General features: G+C 36.5%; 18 protein-coding genes. 16 read left to right on the top strand and 2 right to left on the bottom strand.

Annotation, left to right across the window (positions count from 1 at the left end):
- The first annotated feature begins 594 nt into the window (after positions 1 to 594).
- From QF028_RS11880 to QF028_RS11860, 5 genes are all read left to right on the top strand, one after another.
- Positions 595 to 1,107 (top strand): hypothetical protein, encoded by a 513-nt coding sequence (locus tag QF028_RS11880; protein ID WP_429465623.1) that lies wholly within the window; start codon positions 595 to 597, stop codon positions 1,105 to 1,107.
- 956 nt (positions 1,108 to 2,063) lie between these two features.
- Entirely contained in the window at positions 2,064 to 2,327 is a 264-nt protein-coding gene (locus QF028_RS11875; RefSeq protein ID WP_168243889.1) for an ArsR/SmtB family transcription factor, read from the top strand.
- Between the two features lie 80 nt (positions 2,328 to 2,407).
- On the top strand, positions 2,408 to 3,502 hold the full coding sequence (locus QF028_RS11870) for an alkene reductase (protein WP_429465621.1): 1,095 nt from the start codon (positions 2,408 to 2,410) through the stop codon (positions 3,500 to 3,502).
- A gap of 127 nt (positions 3,503 to 3,629) precedes the next feature.
- Positions 3,630 to 4,820 (top strand): MFS transporter, encoded by a 1,191-nt coding sequence (locus QF028_RS11865; protein ID WP_429465619.1) that lies wholly within the window; start codon positions 3,630 to 3,632, stop codon positions 4,818 to 4,820.
- Positions 4,821 to 4,973: 153 nt separating this feature from the next.
- The gene (locus tag QF028_RS11860) at positions 4,974 to 5,162 is read left to right on the top strand and encodes a hypothetical protein (protein ID WP_429465617.1); all 189 of its coding nucleotides are present in this window, start codon (positions 4,974 to 4,976) and stop codon (positions 5,160 to 5,162) included.
- Positions 5,163 to 5,573: 411 nt separating this feature from the next.
- Here QF028_RS11860 and QF028_RS11855 read toward each other — a convergent pair whose 3' ends face one another.
- A complete protein-coding gene (locus tag QF028_RS11855) occupies positions 5,574 to 5,723 on the bottom strand; it encodes a hypothetical protein (protein WP_429465615.1) in 150 nt (49 codons plus the stop codon).
- Positions 5,724 to 5,850: 127 nt separating this feature from the next.
- On the opposite strand from QF028_RS11855, the gene QF028_RS11850 reads away from it, so the two are divergent.
- The 4 genes from QF028_RS11850 (at position 5,851) to QF028_RS11835 (ending at position 9,512) form a co-directional block, all read left to right on the top strand.
- Positions 5,851 to 6,195 (top strand): ATP-binding protein, encoded by a 345-nt coding sequence (locus QF028_RS11850; RefSeq protein WP_429472286.1) that lies wholly within the window; start codon positions 5,851 to 5,853, stop codon positions 6,193 to 6,195.
- Positions 6,196 to 6,866: 671 nt separating this feature from the next.
- Entirely contained in the window at positions 6,867 to 8,369 is a 1,503-nt protein-coding gene (locus QF028_RS11845; protein ID WP_429465613.1) for an FTR1 family iron permease, read from the top strand.
- Positions 8,366 to 8,740, top strand: a complete 375-nt coding sequence (locus QF028_RS11840; RefSeq protein ID WP_215007217.1) for a hypothetical protein — start codon at positions 8,366 to 8,368, stop codon at positions 8,738 to 8,740. The genes QF028_RS11845 and QF028_RS11840 overlap by 4 nt, the downstream gene beginning before the upstream one ends.
- Positions 8,741 to 8,945: 205 nt before the next feature.
- Positions 8,946 to 9,512, top strand: coding sequence for a YdhK family protein (locus QF028_RS11835; RefSeq protein WP_429465611.1), 567 nt, complete (start codon positions 8,946 to 8,948; stop codon positions 9,510 to 9,512).
- A gap of 296 nt (positions 9,513 to 9,808) precedes the next feature.
- Here QF028_RS11835 and QF028_RS11830 read toward each other — a convergent pair whose 3' ends face one another.
- A complete protein-coding gene (locus tag QF028_RS11830) occupies positions 9,809 to 10,726 on the bottom strand; it encodes an AraC family transcriptional regulator (RefSeq protein ID WP_429465609.1) in 918 nt (305 codons plus the stop codon).
- Between the two features lie 207 nt (positions 10,727 to 10,933).
- On the opposite strand from QF028_RS11830, the gene QF028_RS11825 reads away from it, so the two are divergent.
- The 7 genes from QF028_RS11825 to QF028_RS11795 all read left to right on the top strand — a co-directional run bounded on the left by QF028_RS11825 (position 10,934) and on the right by QF028_RS11795 (position 16,174).
- Positions 10,934 to 11,329 (top strand): MFS transporter, encoded by a 396-nt coding sequence (locus tag QF028_RS11825; protein WP_429465607.1) that lies wholly within the window; start codon positions 10,934 to 10,936, stop codon positions 11,327 to 11,329.
- An 8-nt stretch (positions 11,330 to 11,337) separates the two neighbouring features.
- Positions 11,338 to 12,099 carry an MFS transporter gene (locus QF028_RS11820; RefSeq protein ID WP_429465605.1) on the top strand — a complete coding sequence of 254 codons (762 nt, stop codon included), beginning with the start codon at positions 11,338 to 11,340 and terminating at the stop codon, positions 12,097 to 12,099.
- Positions 11,999 to 12,835, top strand: a complete 837-nt coding sequence (locus QF028_RS11815) for an NAD(P)H-binding protein (protein ID WP_429465603.1) — start codon at positions 11,999 to 12,001, stop codon at positions 12,833 to 12,835. Before QF028_RS11820 ends, QF028_RS11815 begins: the two co-directional genes overlap by 101 nt.
- 26 nt (positions 12,836 to 12,861) lie before the next feature.
- Positions 12,862 to 13,335, top strand: coding sequence for a flavodoxin family protein (locus tag QF028_RS11810; protein ID WP_429465601.1), 474 nt, complete (start codon positions 12,862 to 12,864; stop codon positions 13,333 to 13,335).
- A 3-nt stretch (positions 13,336 to 13,338) separates the two neighbouring features.
- Positions 13,339 to 14,322, top strand: coding sequence for an aldo/keto reductase (locus QF028_RS11805; protein ID WP_429465599.1), 984 nt, complete (start codon positions 13,339 to 13,341; stop codon positions 14,320 to 14,322).
- 37 nt (positions 14,323 to 14,359) lie between these two features.
- A complete protein-coding gene (locus QF028_RS11800) occupies positions 14,360 to 15,211 on the top strand; it encodes an aldo/keto reductase (RefSeq protein ID WP_429465597.1) in 852 nt (283 codons plus the stop codon).
- A 219-nt stretch (positions 15,212 to 15,430) separates the two neighbouring features.
- Entirely contained in the window at positions 15,431 to 16,174 is a 744-nt protein-coding gene (locus tag QF028_RS11795; protein WP_429465595.1) for an SDR family oxidoreductase, read from the top strand.
- Positions 16,175 to 16,324: the final 150 nt, after the last annotated feature.

The following is a 16,324-nucleotide window of genomic DNA, read 5'->3' as shown; positions in this document are numbered from 1 at the left end:
ATTAACCTCTTTTTTTATATTATCCGACTATACATAGGATTCTCTTAGAGAAATATCATATTCAAAATCTGAATATGGTTCATTATATTTGAAATGCCAAAAAAATCGGCTTTTATTTTAGATTATAAAAAATAACATACTGAGTTGTTGGCATTATGCACTTTCGTAATCGAAAAGCCCTTTATTACATTATGGTAAATTGCCTTTATAAACCTGTCTGTTTCTTATTGGTTAGCATTAGTTCCAAAAGTGTTGGCTGCTGTTTTTTGGTAAGAGTACTTATTATTTTTAATGATTGCACCCATCATTCCTTTTTTTAAAACCGTAGTGGCAATCGAATAGTTGGGACAGCCGCGGTGATTTTTGTCGCTTCTTTGTTATTGGTAGCAGTGGTAATCTCTTCTACTGTGGTCATAAACTATAATAGCCGGAGGGAACTGGCCCTGTCTCTTGTAATCCCTGCATTATTAACAAGGATATCTAGTCTGCCAAAATGATTAAAAAGAAATACTTTAAATAATATTTATTTGACAAGCTTCTCACATAGGTGTAATTTACATATATGGTTATATATTAAAAAGGTGGTTTTTTATAATGGAATTAAACAATGAGTTCATTACTAATTTTGGTGAATCCCTATTAAACATTTGGAAAAACAGTTTGGACAAGGTGACCGCTTCTCAAGAAGAAATAGAAAATCTTTTGCTTCAAGCATTTACAACACAAAAAGAATCATTGGAGAAAATTGCTGGCGGCATGGACTTTATCCAAGAACAACAGAAAAAATTAATTGAAGAAGTTCGCGATTATGTAAATAAAAATGTTGAAACAGTTTCCGGTGAACAAGCAAGCCAAACTTTCGAAAAGTGGAATGCTCAACTAGATGAAATAAATAACCGTGTTCAACAGTTAACCTCTACTCCATACAAAGAAAGTTTAAATTTATTAAATCAGTCACAAGAGCAGTTCCAACAAACATATAAAAATCATATCGAACAGCAAAAAAAGATTCGTGATGAGGCTTTAAATCAATTTAAAACTGCACAAAAAGGATTTACGGATTTATTTGAATCCAACACAAAAATGGCATTTAATTTGTTTAAGTAGAACAAACGGATTTTCGCTGTTCTTTTTTACAATGTACAAATAATATTTATATCCTACCACTAAAGGGGCACAGAGCTGCCTTCGAACGGGGAATTATCGGCATTTATTCGGATGCATGGAATAATGGTTCTCCCTTGAATACATCGAATTCTGACCGTCTGTGGAAAGGAAACTCTTATACGTTTGATCAAGGTGGAGAAGTACACTTTTTGTTGATTACGGATGATAAAGTCGTTTCTCTACCTTTTGAAAACCCGATACCGACGATTACGATAAATGTTCAGCCTTAAGATGGTATGTTGAATGTTTGACAGTTATAATGAGGATGAAGTCAAAATGGCTTCATCCTTTCATATAATTATGAGCAAGTTTGTGAAGAGATGTATTGATATGAACGAAACTGTCAATGCTCCATACCCAATTTGATTTTGGTTTTAGTTTTTGGGTAACTCTAAGAAGAGAAGCATTTTTCGGCTTCTTGTTGTTAACGGTGGAGGGTGGTACGGAATTAGAAAAAAGCGGAATGGTGAAAAGAAGGTCAACTAATCTAGAATAATAATAAACAGCCCTTCATTTCCTGAGGGGCCTTTTAGTAATTAATAAATTAATTTTAATATTAACATTAGCATTATTATCAATTTGTTTGATGTAACCTAATTTCAAAAAAAGAGGTAATTCATTCTAAGTCTTTATAATGATAAATCTACCTTTCAAGGAAAAAAAGTAACCAACACCTTCACTCGTTAAGTATCCTTTGTAGGGAACTTTCCGGTTGGATGAGGGGTTCATTAAATGTTTACTCAAATATATACATAAAACAAAGGGGCATTAATTCAAGAACTTTAAGTGGTCAACCAAAAAAATTATTTTTCTTGACATGGGATTTCTATTTAATTACAATATTTCTATAAATACTGAAATATGTATTTATTTTTTTTGGAAGGGGGTCATCCTTGGTGAATGATGATATTGCAGTAAAAGTCTATAAGGCACTGGGTGAAACAACACGTTTACAAATTGTTAAAGTTTTAGCAAAACAACCGGAATTAGCTTGCCATGAAATGAAAAATCAAATAAAAGTGTCGGCCAATTCAACTTTGACACATCATTTAAAACCATTACTCGATTGCGGATTGCTTTCCGTTCGCAAAGAGGGTACCTTCCGATATTATAGTTTACAACGAGAAGTCCTTGAACAATACGCTCCCGCTTTACTTTAAACAGAAAGCGGAATATTTTTAATCTTTATTTCATTATTTATAGAAATACCGAATAATAGAATTGAATGGGGGAAAATCATATGAGTCAACTAAGCAAAGATCATAATGGGAATCTGAAAAATGGTTTAGAAAGTAAACTTTTTGAACCTATAAAAATGGGAGCATGGAATTTACGCTCTCGTACGGCGATGGCTCCTTTAACTAGATGTTTTGCTGATAATCAAACTGGCGTAGTTGGAGATGATGTGGTGGAATATTATCGAAAACGTGCTGCTGACGGAATCGGATTAATTATTTCAGAAGGAACAGTAATTAGTCCTAGAGGAAAAGGCTATCCTGGAATTCCTGGAATTTATTCTGAGGAACAAATTAAAGGGTGGAAAAAAGTAACTGATGCTGTGCATAAAGAAGGCGGTACGATAATTACACAAATTTGGCATGTAGGACGCTTATCACATCATGAACTTGCAGGAAACTTGCCACCGCAAGCCCCCTCGGCCATTCCTGCTGAAGGATTAGTATCTCGTTTTCGTAAGCCATATGATATCCCTGAAGAGATGACAATTGCGGATATAAGGGAAGTTGTAAGTCAATATGCGCAGGCGGCAAAAAATGCAATCGAAGCTGGATTTGATGGGGTAGAAATTCATGCTGCACACGGATATTTAATCGATCAATTTAATTCAGACATAACGAATCATCGCACTGATCAATATGGAGGTATTCTAGCACTAAGATTAACATTCATGAAAGAAGTAATAAGAGCAGTTATAGATGCCATTGGTACTGAGAGAACGATGATTCGATTCTCTGCTCATAAAGCTGATGTTCCAAACTATATGTGGGAAGATCCAGAAACGGCCATTCGTACATTTGTTGAAGCATTTAATGAAGTTGGCGCTACTTTACTACATCCATCAATCATGCAATTTAATAGAGTACTTGCTGATGGAAAAACAATGCATCAATTAGTACGCAAATATTGGGATGGAGTGATTGTTGGGGTTGGCAGTCTAGATCCAGAAATGGCTGAACAAGCTTTAGAAGAAGGGACAATTGACGTTGCAGCATTTGGACGTCCATTAATTTCAAATCCGAACTTTCTTCATTGTTTGAAAAATGGTGAAGAATTAGAAGAATACGATGCAAAGAAACATCTAAATATTTTAGTATAAATAGTGAATCCATATGAAAATGGAAAAATAAAGGAAGCTTTTGATTGAGCTTCTTTTTATCAATTTGATATTTCTGTATTTATAGAAATATTAAATTAATGTAAAAAAATGGAGAGGGAAATTATACATGTCAAATAACGGGAAGATTTATATTTTAGCAATGATTAGTTTTTTAGTCGGTACATCCCAATATATCATTACAGGTATTTTAGATAAAATGGCAGATGCTTTAAGCATTTCTATTGAAGCTGCTGGTCAGCTTATTACCGTTTATTCGCTAGCTTATGCCATAGGTACACCTATTCTAATGGCATTATTGGCTAAAATGGAAAGACGTAGGTTACTTATTTATTCTTTGAGTTTCTTTATACTAGGGAATATACTCTCAGTAATCATGCCTGGTTATGGCTTGTTTATGATTGCTCGAATTATTATGGCTTTAAGTACAGGGGTAGCAGTTGTTACTGTTTTAAGTTTAGCAGCAAAAATTGCACCTGCAGATAAAAAAGCGAGTTCAATTGCAACTGTTGTTATGGGATTTACAACTTCGTTAATAATTGGTGTACCTATTGGTAGATTTATTACATCTGCTTATGGGTGGAAATTTGTCTTTCTTGGTGTTGCTCTATTAGTGTTTATTGCAATATTTATCATTTTAAATTCAATCCCACGAATAATGGGGGATGAACCAATTCCTTTAACTAAACAAATTGTAATGTTGAAAAAACCTAAAATTACACTAGGTTTATCAATAACGTTCTTCTTAATGACAGGTTATGGAGTTGTATTTACTTATTTATCTCCTTATCTTATCAATACTGTTGGAATGAGTGATCACCTTTTAAGTATAGCTTTACTTGCTCTTGGAATCGCTAGCTTATTTGGATCTAAATTCGGAGGCTTCAGTGCAGATAGATGGGGTATAGTGACTACCTTAAAAAGAGGATTAGTACTTAATATCATTTCGATGATCTTGCTTTCATTCGCATCAAGTTCTTTAATCGCAGTTTTTATGATTCTTATCATTTGGTCATTTGCAGGGTGGTCTTCAGGTGCTACACAACAATATAATTTAGCAACAATTCATCCAGAATCTTCTGATGTCTTACTAGGTCTGAATCAGTCAATGATGCAATTAGGATTCGCAGTTGGGGCAGGTCTAGGAGGGCTAGTAGTTGGGCAATTATCAGTATCATCGATCACTTGGTTTGGAGCTTTAGGAGTTGTGTTTGCTCTAGTTACAACCTTTGGCTTATCACGTTTCTTGATTCGTGAAAATGTAGTTAATCAAAATTTTAGAGTTCATAAAAGAGCGTAATTTAATTTCGAATAAATGAACTTACTCCTGCACAAATAAGTAAAATCACTACTGGAGCGTTGTTTCGTTCAATTGATCGGCATGGAAGTATCAAGGAAAGGTTAAGTGATAAATCCGTAGCTCATTATAAAGAAATATATCGGAGAACTTGGGATGGATGCAAACGACTTTGCAGCACATAGTTTAAGAAGTGGATTATCAACAAGCGCAGCAATGATGGGAATGACAGAAATAGCAATTATGAAACAAACAGGTCATAAAACTAGGGAAATGGTTGATCGATATGTTCAGGCAGGTCTACGTTATAAAAACAATGCAAGCAGCATTTTAAAAAACTTATAATTTCCGGATTTTCAGTGTGTTGGAGATTTGCATTTAAACGAAATTATCTTTTCTTTTATGTACAACTACCCACCTAATTTGCGCTACTGACTAATTGTCAGATAATTGTATTAAACTACAAAATTTGCTCCTTATTTATTAAGGAAAGATGAAAAACATTGTGATTTGGAAGAAGCGCTCATGATAGGGGTGTTTGTTTTGATTTCTATTTAAATCGCCGGCGGGCCATTTAGGAATAATAACCTTGATAATATTAGAATACTTTATGAGGTATTTTGTCTTTTTAAATTCATAAAACATACTGCCATAAACATAAACTGCATTTTTACTTTCTAAATACACAGAAAACAGGCATAACATCGTTATGCCTGTTTTATAAATAAATTCTCTCCTTAATGAAGGAGCATTTTACTAATTTTTTATTCCATTTTCTTGCTGTTCTGTTGTGCATTGTATCGGAAAGTATTCTCTAATTTGATTAAATAAACTTATTAGATACTCATTAAGTGCAAATCTATCTTCCTTAACAAATTCACTGAACAGAATTTGACTTTTTTTCAATTTTCTCTCCCCTTAATTAATATTTCTATGGATTTTGCAGTACGGTAATTAATTTAATTTTAATGTACTAGCCTGCCTTCGCTAAATATAATGATGGAAACTTATGCCATTCACCTGATTTGATCATATCAGAAAGCGCTTTCATTTTCAAAGATTTCCAATATTCAAGTTTCGACGGCAATTTATTTTAATATATACCAAGATTGTTTTAGGTGAACGAAGAAAATTCGAGCAATGCCTGTTCAATATATTAAAAAATGGCATTGAATCGATGCCTGGAGGAGGGGAAATACAAATTGCTTTAAACTACGAACAGTCATCCAATATAAGGGTAACCATAAAAGATGAAGGTAAAGGTATGACGCAGCATCAAATAGACCGCCTAGGTGAACCTTATTTTTCGACAAAAGAAAACGGGACTGGATTGGGAATGATGGTTTCATTTAGTGTAATTAAAGGAATGGGTGGGTAAATTGAAGTAAAAAGTGAACAGGGAAAAGGCACTTATTTCTTTATAACTCTACCACAATATATACAGCATGTTAGTTCCGCGAATTAAATGTTCTACCGTGATTTTGGTGAAAATAAGTAATAAACAATAGATGTTTTCTAATTATTCATTTAATCACGATTTTCTGTCATCGCTTACCATAAAAGGTAAGCGTAAATGGCTGATTCGTCATGAGGGTGTTCTTCGTTTTCCAGCTGAATAGTGGATTGCCCGATTCCTTGATGTTTCAAGTTTACTTGAGTGTTTATTGATAAGGCAAAGGGGAATAGGCTTATTGTGGAGGAGCGATAAATCAGGTGTAAGAGGAAGCATTACCTGTTCTTGTTTTATAAATAAGAGTCCTTTACAGATATTTTATTAGGAAAATATCTGTAAAGTAAACTAATAAATAAATAATAACCTTGCCTTCAAATGGCAAGGTTTTTTAATACAATTTTTGCGGTACATCCGAGGGTTTGGCATCTTAGCCAAAGCATTCCCCTTTTTATTTATGTTTTAAAAGTTAATATTCAAATTAGTGTAACTAATAAAAAAATCTCTAATTGACAATTATTATCAATGGAAATACAATAGTAAATATAAATGATATTGAAATTCGTTATCAATTGGGTGACTTTTCCAGGGGGATTGTTATGAGAAAAAATCTACTACTTATATTATCTATTATTGTATTAATATTAGGATTTGGCATACATAATCCTGTACTAGCAGCTGGAAGCTCCAGCGAGGATATTAAGAAAGCTGAAGTATCAATTGATCAAGCCATCGATTTTGCTTCTAAAGGGAACCTTTCGGATGCTCAAAAGTCTTATGATGAATTTAACAAAACTTGGAGACAAATTGAAGAAGGGATAAAAGGTGATTCAGCTACTGCTTACCGAGATATTGAGTCGAATATGGGAAAGGTAGTCTATGCTTTTACTCTTAAAAAACAAGACCAAGTTTTACAGGGTTTACAAGATTTAAAGGCTGTAAATGAAAAAGTTGCAAGTGGTGGATATTCAAAAGAAAGTGGTTTTAAGAAAGAAGATATTTCTTTAGATGATTTTATCTTGCTTCTCCAAGAAACAAAAAAGGAAGTTAAAGAGCAAAATCAAAATCAAGCACTTGAAGGCATTAAAAAGGCAAGTAGTAGCTGGTTAAGTGTAGAAGGAGTAGTGGTTGCACAATCTGCCTCCGTTTATAGTGATTCTGAAAGAGATTTGGTTACCATTCAAGCTATGCTTGCAGCTAATCCACCAAATTATAAAGCAGCTAATAAAACAATTGATAACATGGTAAAATACCTAACTCCTTTAGCTGATAAATCGAAGTACACCTACTGGGATGCAGCAATGATCCTTATACGTGAAGGTTTAGAAGCTTTACTTGTAGTAATTGCGCTTATGTCTTTTGTAAAGAAATCAGGAGAAGGTAAGGGAAAAGGTTGGATATGGACAGGGGTTTTATCGGGTCTAGGCATTAGTTTGATACTTGCAATCATTGTAAAATTTGTTATTTCATCTGGAGCGTTTGGTAATAATAATGCCCTTATTGGTGGATGGACAGGGGTATTTGCGGCAGTAATGTTGTTATATATGAGCTATTGGCTTCATAGCCAATCCAATATTGCTGATTGGAATCGGTATATTCGTGAAAAAAGCCAAACTGCATTAACAACAGGTAAACTTGTTTCGTTAGGGGTTCTTGCCTTTCTTGCTGTGTTTCGTGAAGGGACGGAAACCGTATTGTTTTATATTGGAATGGCAAGTCAAATAAAACTTCAGTCATTATTAATTGGTTTCCTCATTGGAGCAGCAATACTTGGGATCTTAGCCTATTTGATGATATATGTGGGATTGAAATTACCACTTCGCCCATTCTTTATGGTGTCTAGTGTTATCGTATTTTACCTCTGTATTAAGTTTACAGGAATGGGGATTCACAGCCTTCAATTAGCTGGATTAATCCAAACGACCAATTCCCAAAGCATACCAAGCATAGACTTTTTTGCACTCTACCCATCATGGGAAAGCACCATTCCTCAAATATTTCTAGTTCTTGGTGCAGTTATGATACTTTTATTAAAAAAATTTAAAAATAAAAAACTTATTGCGTTGAACAATAATAATATGGAAAGTAGGAAACTATCATGAAAAAGTTAACATCAATGGTCTTAGCAATCGGTCTTGGAAGTGCTTTAGTATTAGCGGGTTGTAGTTCAACTGATAGTAAAGTTTCTGATGGTGTAAATGAAATGTTAGATACAACGGAACAGTTATCAAAAGCTATTGATAGTAGAGACCAAGCAAAGGTAAAGGAAGTTGGACCAAAATTAGAAGATCAATGGTCTTCTTTTGAAGATGATGTTAAAAAGGATAACAAAGATTTATATGAGAAAATTGAAAAATACCTTGACCCAACAATAGCGGGTTCTGAAGCGGCAACTCTTGATAAAGAGGCGTTAGGTACCTTAAATGACCAACTGACTGATTCCTTGAAGGAATTAGCCGATAAAACCAAATAATTAATTTAAAAAACACCAACTTTCAGAAGTTGGTGTTTTTCTATTAAATTGCAAGACTCAGACAATGCATTTACAAGTAGTTTTTTTTATAATTCGTAATACTTAGGTCCCGAATTTATTTAAAAACATCGAAATAGTGTAAATGCATATTTTCTGCACATTTTTGTTGTAAACTCTTGTTGAAAATAATTTAAGGAGGATAAAAATGAAAAGTAAAAAATTTGTTGTAGGAATTGTTACCTTAGTATTAGCGTTTTTGTTATCTGCTTGTACCAGTAATAGTAATCAGAACAGCAGTGATAAAAATATGAACATGGACCATAAAAATATGACTGAAATGAATCACTCTAGTTCGGGTGAAGTTCCTAAAGGGTTAAAAGAGGAAAAGAATCCAACCTATAAAGTTGGAAGTGAAGCAATTGTTCATAGTGAACACATGGTGGGCATGAACGGTGCAAAAGCAACGATTGTTGGTGCTTATGATACGATAGCATATGCAGTTACCTATACGCCCACAACTGAGGGAGAAAAAGTGAAAAACCATAAATGGGTTATTCAAGAGGAAATAAAAAATGCTGGTGATGAAGTTTTAAAACCTGGAACTGAAGTTACATTAGAAGCAGATCATATGGAAGGTATGATGGGAGCAACTGGTACCATCGATTCAGCAGTAAAAACCACAGTTTATATGATTGATTACACTCCAACTACTGGTGGAAAAAAGGTTAAAAATCATCAATGGGTAACGGAAAGTGAACTTTCAACCAAATAACAGGCTGTTTACTGGGGAATAGGGGTTGCGACGCAATCCCTATTTTTAACTACAAACGTTAAACCAGATTGCTATTCATCATCAGAACTCCATTTATACCCTACTCCCCAAATCGATTTCAAATAACTTTTCTATTGAAGTTCTTATTAAGCTAACGCGGCAGTTTAGTTTAAGTAAAATGATTCACAATGTGTATTTTATTGTGTTAGTTACGACATATTTTCCGCTTTAATGCTCTCTATAGAGTGTTATCCCTTTTTTCTACACAAAAGGACCCCCACCATAAGGAAGGGGATTCACAGGATTATCGTTTTGTCTTGGTTATCTCTCAACCGCTTTACATCTTCTTTAGGTGGTAAGCCAAACATACGCGAATATTCACGGCTAAACTGTGATGGACTTTCATAGCCAACCCGGAATGCAACATCTGCTGCATCCTCTGATTCGGATAATAACAGGCTCCGAGCTTCTTGTAGTCTCAGTTGTTTTTGGAATTGAATTGGGCTCATTGCTGTTATCTCTTTAAAGTGCCGATGGAGTGAAGAAACACTCATATTTGCTATTTCCGCAAGTTCCTCAATCTTAAAAGACTTTTCATAGTTGTTCATGATATGTTCAATCACGTCACTGATTTGATGGGTAGAACTTCCTTCTATTGCTATTTGTTTCAGCATACCGCCATGTTCTCCTTGCAGAACCCTATAGATGATTTCTTTCGTGATTAGAGGAGCAAGTACCTTGATGTCTTTCGGAGTATCTAGTAAACGAGCTAATCTTGTTACCGCGTCTAGCAAAGATGGCTCTATTTTACTGACATACATACCTCGTTTAGCATTTTCCTTCTTGTCAACTCCCATTTGGAATTCACGTAAGACCTCCAATATTTCACTTGGCGTAAATTCAAGTTTGAAAGCCAAATAAGGAACTTCGGAAGAGGCTTCGGTGACTTGTCCGGTAATTGGCAGCTTAACGGATGCAACTAGGTAATCGGCAGGACCATACTGAAAACGCTCCTGTGACAGCAGTACCTCCTTCAGCCCTTGAACGACAATGCATAAGGAAGGCTTGTTAACTCCGTAATTTGGTCCAGTATCATTAGAATAACGGGAGAAAAATAAAGACGGAATAGCAGTCATTTGAGTTCCGTCCCGTCCTGTGTGACCCTCTATGATTTTTGCGAGCTCAATTCTTTGTCTATATAATTGTTCAAACATAAAATCCCTCCTCTGTCTGCGATGGTCCTATTATAAAGCTAATTAACTTTATGCGTAAATGGGTGTGAGAGGATTAGGCAATTATTTGATACGATTGTGATACCAGTCGTTTTTTCATTTGTTGCATAATGAGGATGCAAGTTATTGTACATCTTTATTTTCAACGTAAAGAGATCAAATTATTGATAAGGGAGTAGATAGATCACCATGAATAATACATGGAAAATATACATGCTAACCCTCATCAGCTTCTTGGTTGGCACCTCACAATTCGTCATCTCTGGCATTCTAGATAAAGTCGCTTCTTCCGTAGGTGTTTCCGTATCGGCTGCGGGGCAGCTTATTACAGTATTCGCTCTTGCTAACGCAATCGGCACGCCCCTCTTCATGTTGGCGACCGCAAAGATGGATCGGCGAAACCAGCTGCTCTTGGCTCTAGCCATTATATTTTTCGGAAGCGTTTCGACACTTGATCTTCCGGGCTTTGACTTTCTGATGGTTTCACGGATCATACTCGGAGTCGGAACGGGTATCTTCGTCGTCACCTCCTATTCCACTGCAGCTAATTTGGCACTTCCGGGACGACAGGCTGGAGCAATGTAAATATCGCATTGGGCTATAGTGTTTCCCTTGTTCTCGGTGTACCCATCGGGCGTGTAATTGCTTCCGCATATGACTGGAAGGTGATTTTTGGGGGCATTGGAATCTTTACCGTGCTGGGATTCATTGCTATTGCAATAACAATCCCATCTATGCAAAGTGAAGCACCTATCCCTCTGGGGGAGCAACTCGCCCTGTTAAAGAATCCAAAGGTCGCTTTCGCCCTTGGTGTGTCGTTATTCGTATTTATCGGCTACTCAGTGGTCAATACGTATATCACTCCCTTCTTGACCTCTGCTATATCAATAAGTGGAAAGGAAGTTAGCGTCATTCTCTTCGCATTGGGCATAGCGAGCTTGTTCGGGTCCAAACTTGGTGGCTTCCTGGCGGATCGGATTGATACTACTCGAACACTCATTGTCAGCATAGTATTACAAACCCTAAGTCTTGCAATGGTGTCTGCCCTTTCTGGTTTTGCAGTTGTCGTCATTGTGTTACTCATGATTTGGTCGGTTGCTGTTTGGATGTTCGGACCGACCCAGAACTTTAACCTACTGTCGATTGCACCTGAAGCGTCGGGTATCATGCTTAGTTTAAACAGCACATTTGTACAGCTTGGTTTTGCAGCAGGCGCAGGTATCGGGGGAATCGCCGTGGGTGGCTCATCGATACTTGCCATTTGTTGGATTGGTACTGCTGCGGTTGCAGTCGCATTATTTATCACTGTCGCCTCATTGGGGCTTACCCGTTCGCTATCAAGTGAACGAGGATGATGCTTCTAACGCTGGTAATGAACTTTCAAGACGCAAACAGCAAGGATTACGGCAACTTAAGGGACAAAATTTATTAGGAGGAGTAGTTACTTTGAAAATTTTGATTTTAGGTGCAGCAGGTCAAATAGCCCGTATGCTAAGAAATGAATTGATTAATAAAACTGATCATTCAATCGTTCTTTATGCCAGAAACGGTCATAAGCGTTTAAGCATTAATGATGAAAACCGAGAAGTTATCCTTGACGGTGATTTTAAAGACAAAGATAAACTGATTGATGCAATGAAAGATGTTGACCTTGTATATATCAACGATATGGGTGACGATAAATCAACAAAAACAATCATTGATACCATGCATGATGCAGGAGTAAGAAGAGTAATTGCGGCATCGGTTCTTGGAATTTACGATGAAGTTCCCGGAGCTTTCGGTAAATGGAATAAGAGTATGATTGGTGGAAGTCCCAGAATGCAGTCCCAGATTGATTCAGCATATTTATTAGAAAATTGTAATCTGGATTATACGCTTTTAAGATTGACTTGGCTTTACAACGAAAATGGAAATACTAAATATATGATTACCCAAAAAGGAGAGCCATTTATTGGTGCACAAGTTACGCGTCAAGCTGTAACTCAAATAATCATGGATATCATTGAAGAAAAAAGTGATAAATATCTTCAAACCAGTCTAGGAGTGAGTGAACCAGATACAGATTGGGCGAAGCCATCATTTTATTAAGATATTAAGTAGCAGGGGTAATATTTTTGAGACGTATATTTCTAAACGGCAGTATGAATATTGATGGAAATACTGCTAGATTAGCTAAAGAAGTTTATCAAGGTCTTGATTATACTCATATCAATTTAGCTGAGCATCATATTAATCAAATCGGACAAGACTCCGGCGGTCAGCAAGATGATTTTCAAAAAGTCATTGAACAATTAATAATGGCAGATGTTATTGTCATCGGTACTCCAGTTTATTGGTCAAGTATGACTGGTTATTTAAAGACTTTCATCGATCGTTTTGCAGACGCTTTGGATGCCCCATTAGCAGGTAAACGTGTTTTTCTATTAATTCAAGGTACGGCACCTGATGATGCTATTCCGTATATTACAAATGTAATACAACATCTCTGTCGCCGTTTCCGCATGAATTATATGGGATTAGCAACTAATTCTAAGGAAACAACCAAATTGCACAATCTAATGGTTAATAAAAAGGAGAAAGGAAGATAAATTGTGAAAAAACGCCAATTAGGAAAAAGTGGGCTAGAAGTTTCCGCTATCGGGCTTGGTTGCATGGGAATGAGTCATGGTTATGGTCCGGCATCGGACAAGAAAGAGATGATTTCGCTGATTCATGCAGCAATTGATCAAGGCGTCACTTTCTTCGACACCGCCGAAGTTTATGGTCCATATGTGAATGAAGAGTTGGTTGGTGAAGCGCTTAAACCTTTCAAGGGGAAAGTGGTCATTGCCACCAAATTCGGTATCCAAATGGAAAATGGCAAGCAGGTGCTTGACAGCAAGCCGGAAACTATTAGGCAGTCGGTCGAAGGCTCCCTCAAACGCCTAAAGATTGATACCATTGACCTCTACTATCAGCATCGTGTTGACCCAAATATCCCAATTGAAGAAGTCGCTGGAGTAGTACAAGACCTAATTAAGGAGGGTAAGGTTAAACATTGGGGGCTTTCTGAAGCAGGTGTGGAAACGATACGCCGCGCACATGCCGTTCAGCCTTTGACTGCGATTCAAAGTGAATACTCCATGATGTGGAGAAGTCCTGAAGAACAACTTCTGCCTACCCTTGAAGAACTTGGAATCGGCTTTGTGCCGTTCAGTCCTCTGGGCAAAGGCTTCCTTACCGGAAAAATTGATAAAAATGTAACATTTGATAGCTCCGATTTTCGCAGTATTGTTCCTCGCTTCAAGCCGGAAAATATCGAAGCTAATCAGATATTGGTCGAACTGATAAAGAAGATTGCAGAAGAGAAAGATGCTTCACCGGCTCAAATCGCACTAGCATGGGTCCTTGCTCAGAAGCCATGGATTGTTCCGATTCCTGGTACAAGGAAACTGGAACGTCTGGAAGAAAATCTAGGCGCAGCGGAAGTTAAGCTGACTCCTGAAGAACTAGATGATTTGAACGACGCACTATCAAAGATTGAAATTTCAGGAGAGCGCTACCCGGCAAAATACGCAAATAGAGTCGGAAAATAAAAGACACTCAAAATTTAATTAACAGGAGGAATTTTTTATGCAAAAAGTAACTTTTAACAATGGTGTTGAAATGCCAATTCTTGGCTTTGGGGTTTTTCAGATGCAGGATGAAAATGAATGTGAACAAGCTGTTTACGATGCGATTATGGCAGGATATCGTCTAATCGATACGGCTGCCTCTTATCTAAATGAAGAAGCAGTCGGCAGAGCAATCAAGCGGAGCGGTGTGCCAAGAGAGGAATTGTTCATCACAACAAAACTTTGGGTTCAGGATACTGGTTATGAGAGCACAAAGAAAGCATTTGCCAATTCACTAAAAAGACTTCAATTGGATTATTTAGACTTGTATTTGATTCATCAGCCATTCGGCGATGTATATGGTTCTTGGCGAGCTATGGAGGAATTATACAGGGAGGGAAAAATCAGAGCAATCGGAGTAAGTAACTTCTATTCAGACCGCCTAATTGATTTAATCATTCATAATGAAGTTATTCCTGCGGTAAATCAGGTCGAAACACATGTTTTCAATCAACAAATTGAAAGTCATAACTTTATGAAAGAGAACAATGTTCAGATTGAGTCTTGGGGACCGTTTGCTGAAGGAAAAAATAACATGTTCCAGAACGAAATTTTGGTATCAATTGCTGAAAATTATAATAAATCCGTTGCCCAGGTGGTTTTACGTTGGTTAACACAAAGAGGTGTCGTTGCGATTCCAAAATCTGTTCGTAAGGAAAGAATCATCGAAAACTTCAATATCTTTGACTTTGAATTAAGCCAAGAAGATATGGAGAAAATTGCTACCTTAGATACTAAACAAAGCTTGTTCTTTTCACATCAAGACCCTGAAATGGTGAAATGGATCGGTACACGTAAACTTGATATTTAATGTTCTTTCTAATTTCGAGCTGAATCTCCCCACCTAAATACTATTGTGCATTAAGGTGTTGAATCCATAAAAAAGCGTGTGAATTCTACACACGCTTTTCAATTATAGGTGTGTGTTGTATGGACTAGCAGTTTTGAGCGAAGGCAATGTCAGCCATGACAGTTGCAAAAGAAGTATTTTCAAAAGAAAAATAAAAATAACGAAAGGATGTTGTTTAATATGTCTAATATTCAAGATAAAGTTGTAATTATTACAGGTGCCTCTAGTGGGATTGGGGAGGCGACTGCAAAAGAACTTGCATCTAAAGGTGCAAAGTTAGTTTTAGCCGCTCGTCGTGAAGACCGTTTAAAGAAATTACAAGAAGGTATTCAAAATAATGGCAGTCAAGCAGTTTATAAAGTAACTGATGTAACTTCCCATGAACAAATGGAGGAACTCGCTGAGGTTGCTCTTAAAGAGTTTGGAAAAATCGATATATTAGTCAATAATGCCGGAGTGATGCCACATTCATTTCTTTATAAGAAAAAGATTGATGATTGGAACAAGATGATTGATGTAAATATTAAAGGAGTGCTTTATGGAATTGCTGCTGTTCTTCCAACAATGAGAGAATGTAAATCCGGTCATATTATTAATCTTTCTTCTGTAGCAGGTCACTTTGTCGGTCCTGGGAGCACCGTTTATGCTGGAACTAAGTTCGCCGTGCGTGCTATTTCCGAAGGACTACGTAAAGAAGAGGCAGGAAACAATATTCGTTCAACTATTATCTCACCAGGCGCTGTTCAGTCTGAATTAATTAATTTGATCACCGATATGGATTTAAAACCGGGGATTGAAAAACTTTATGAAGATGTTGCCATTGATGCTGAAAGTATTGCTCATGCCATTGCTTTTGCAATTGAACAACCATCTGACGTAGCAATAAATGAGATGATTATTCGACCTACTAGTCAAGAGCGTTAGGAAATATGGCTATATCAAAAGATTCCGTCAGCAATATTAAAGATTCAAAACGGGGTTAGTATGAGAATGTGGAAGACTAACAGAAACTAAAGAAGCGGGCTGTTAAAATAACAAAAAAGTAGATTGACCCTAGAATAAATTAAGGAGGAT

It is taken from the genome of Neobacillus sp. B4I6 (assembly GCF_050434045.1).
GTDB lineage: Bacteria > Bacillota > Bacilli > Bacillales > Cytobacillaceae > Neobacillus.
This window is presented reverse-complemented; position numbering and strand designations above follow the sequence as displayed.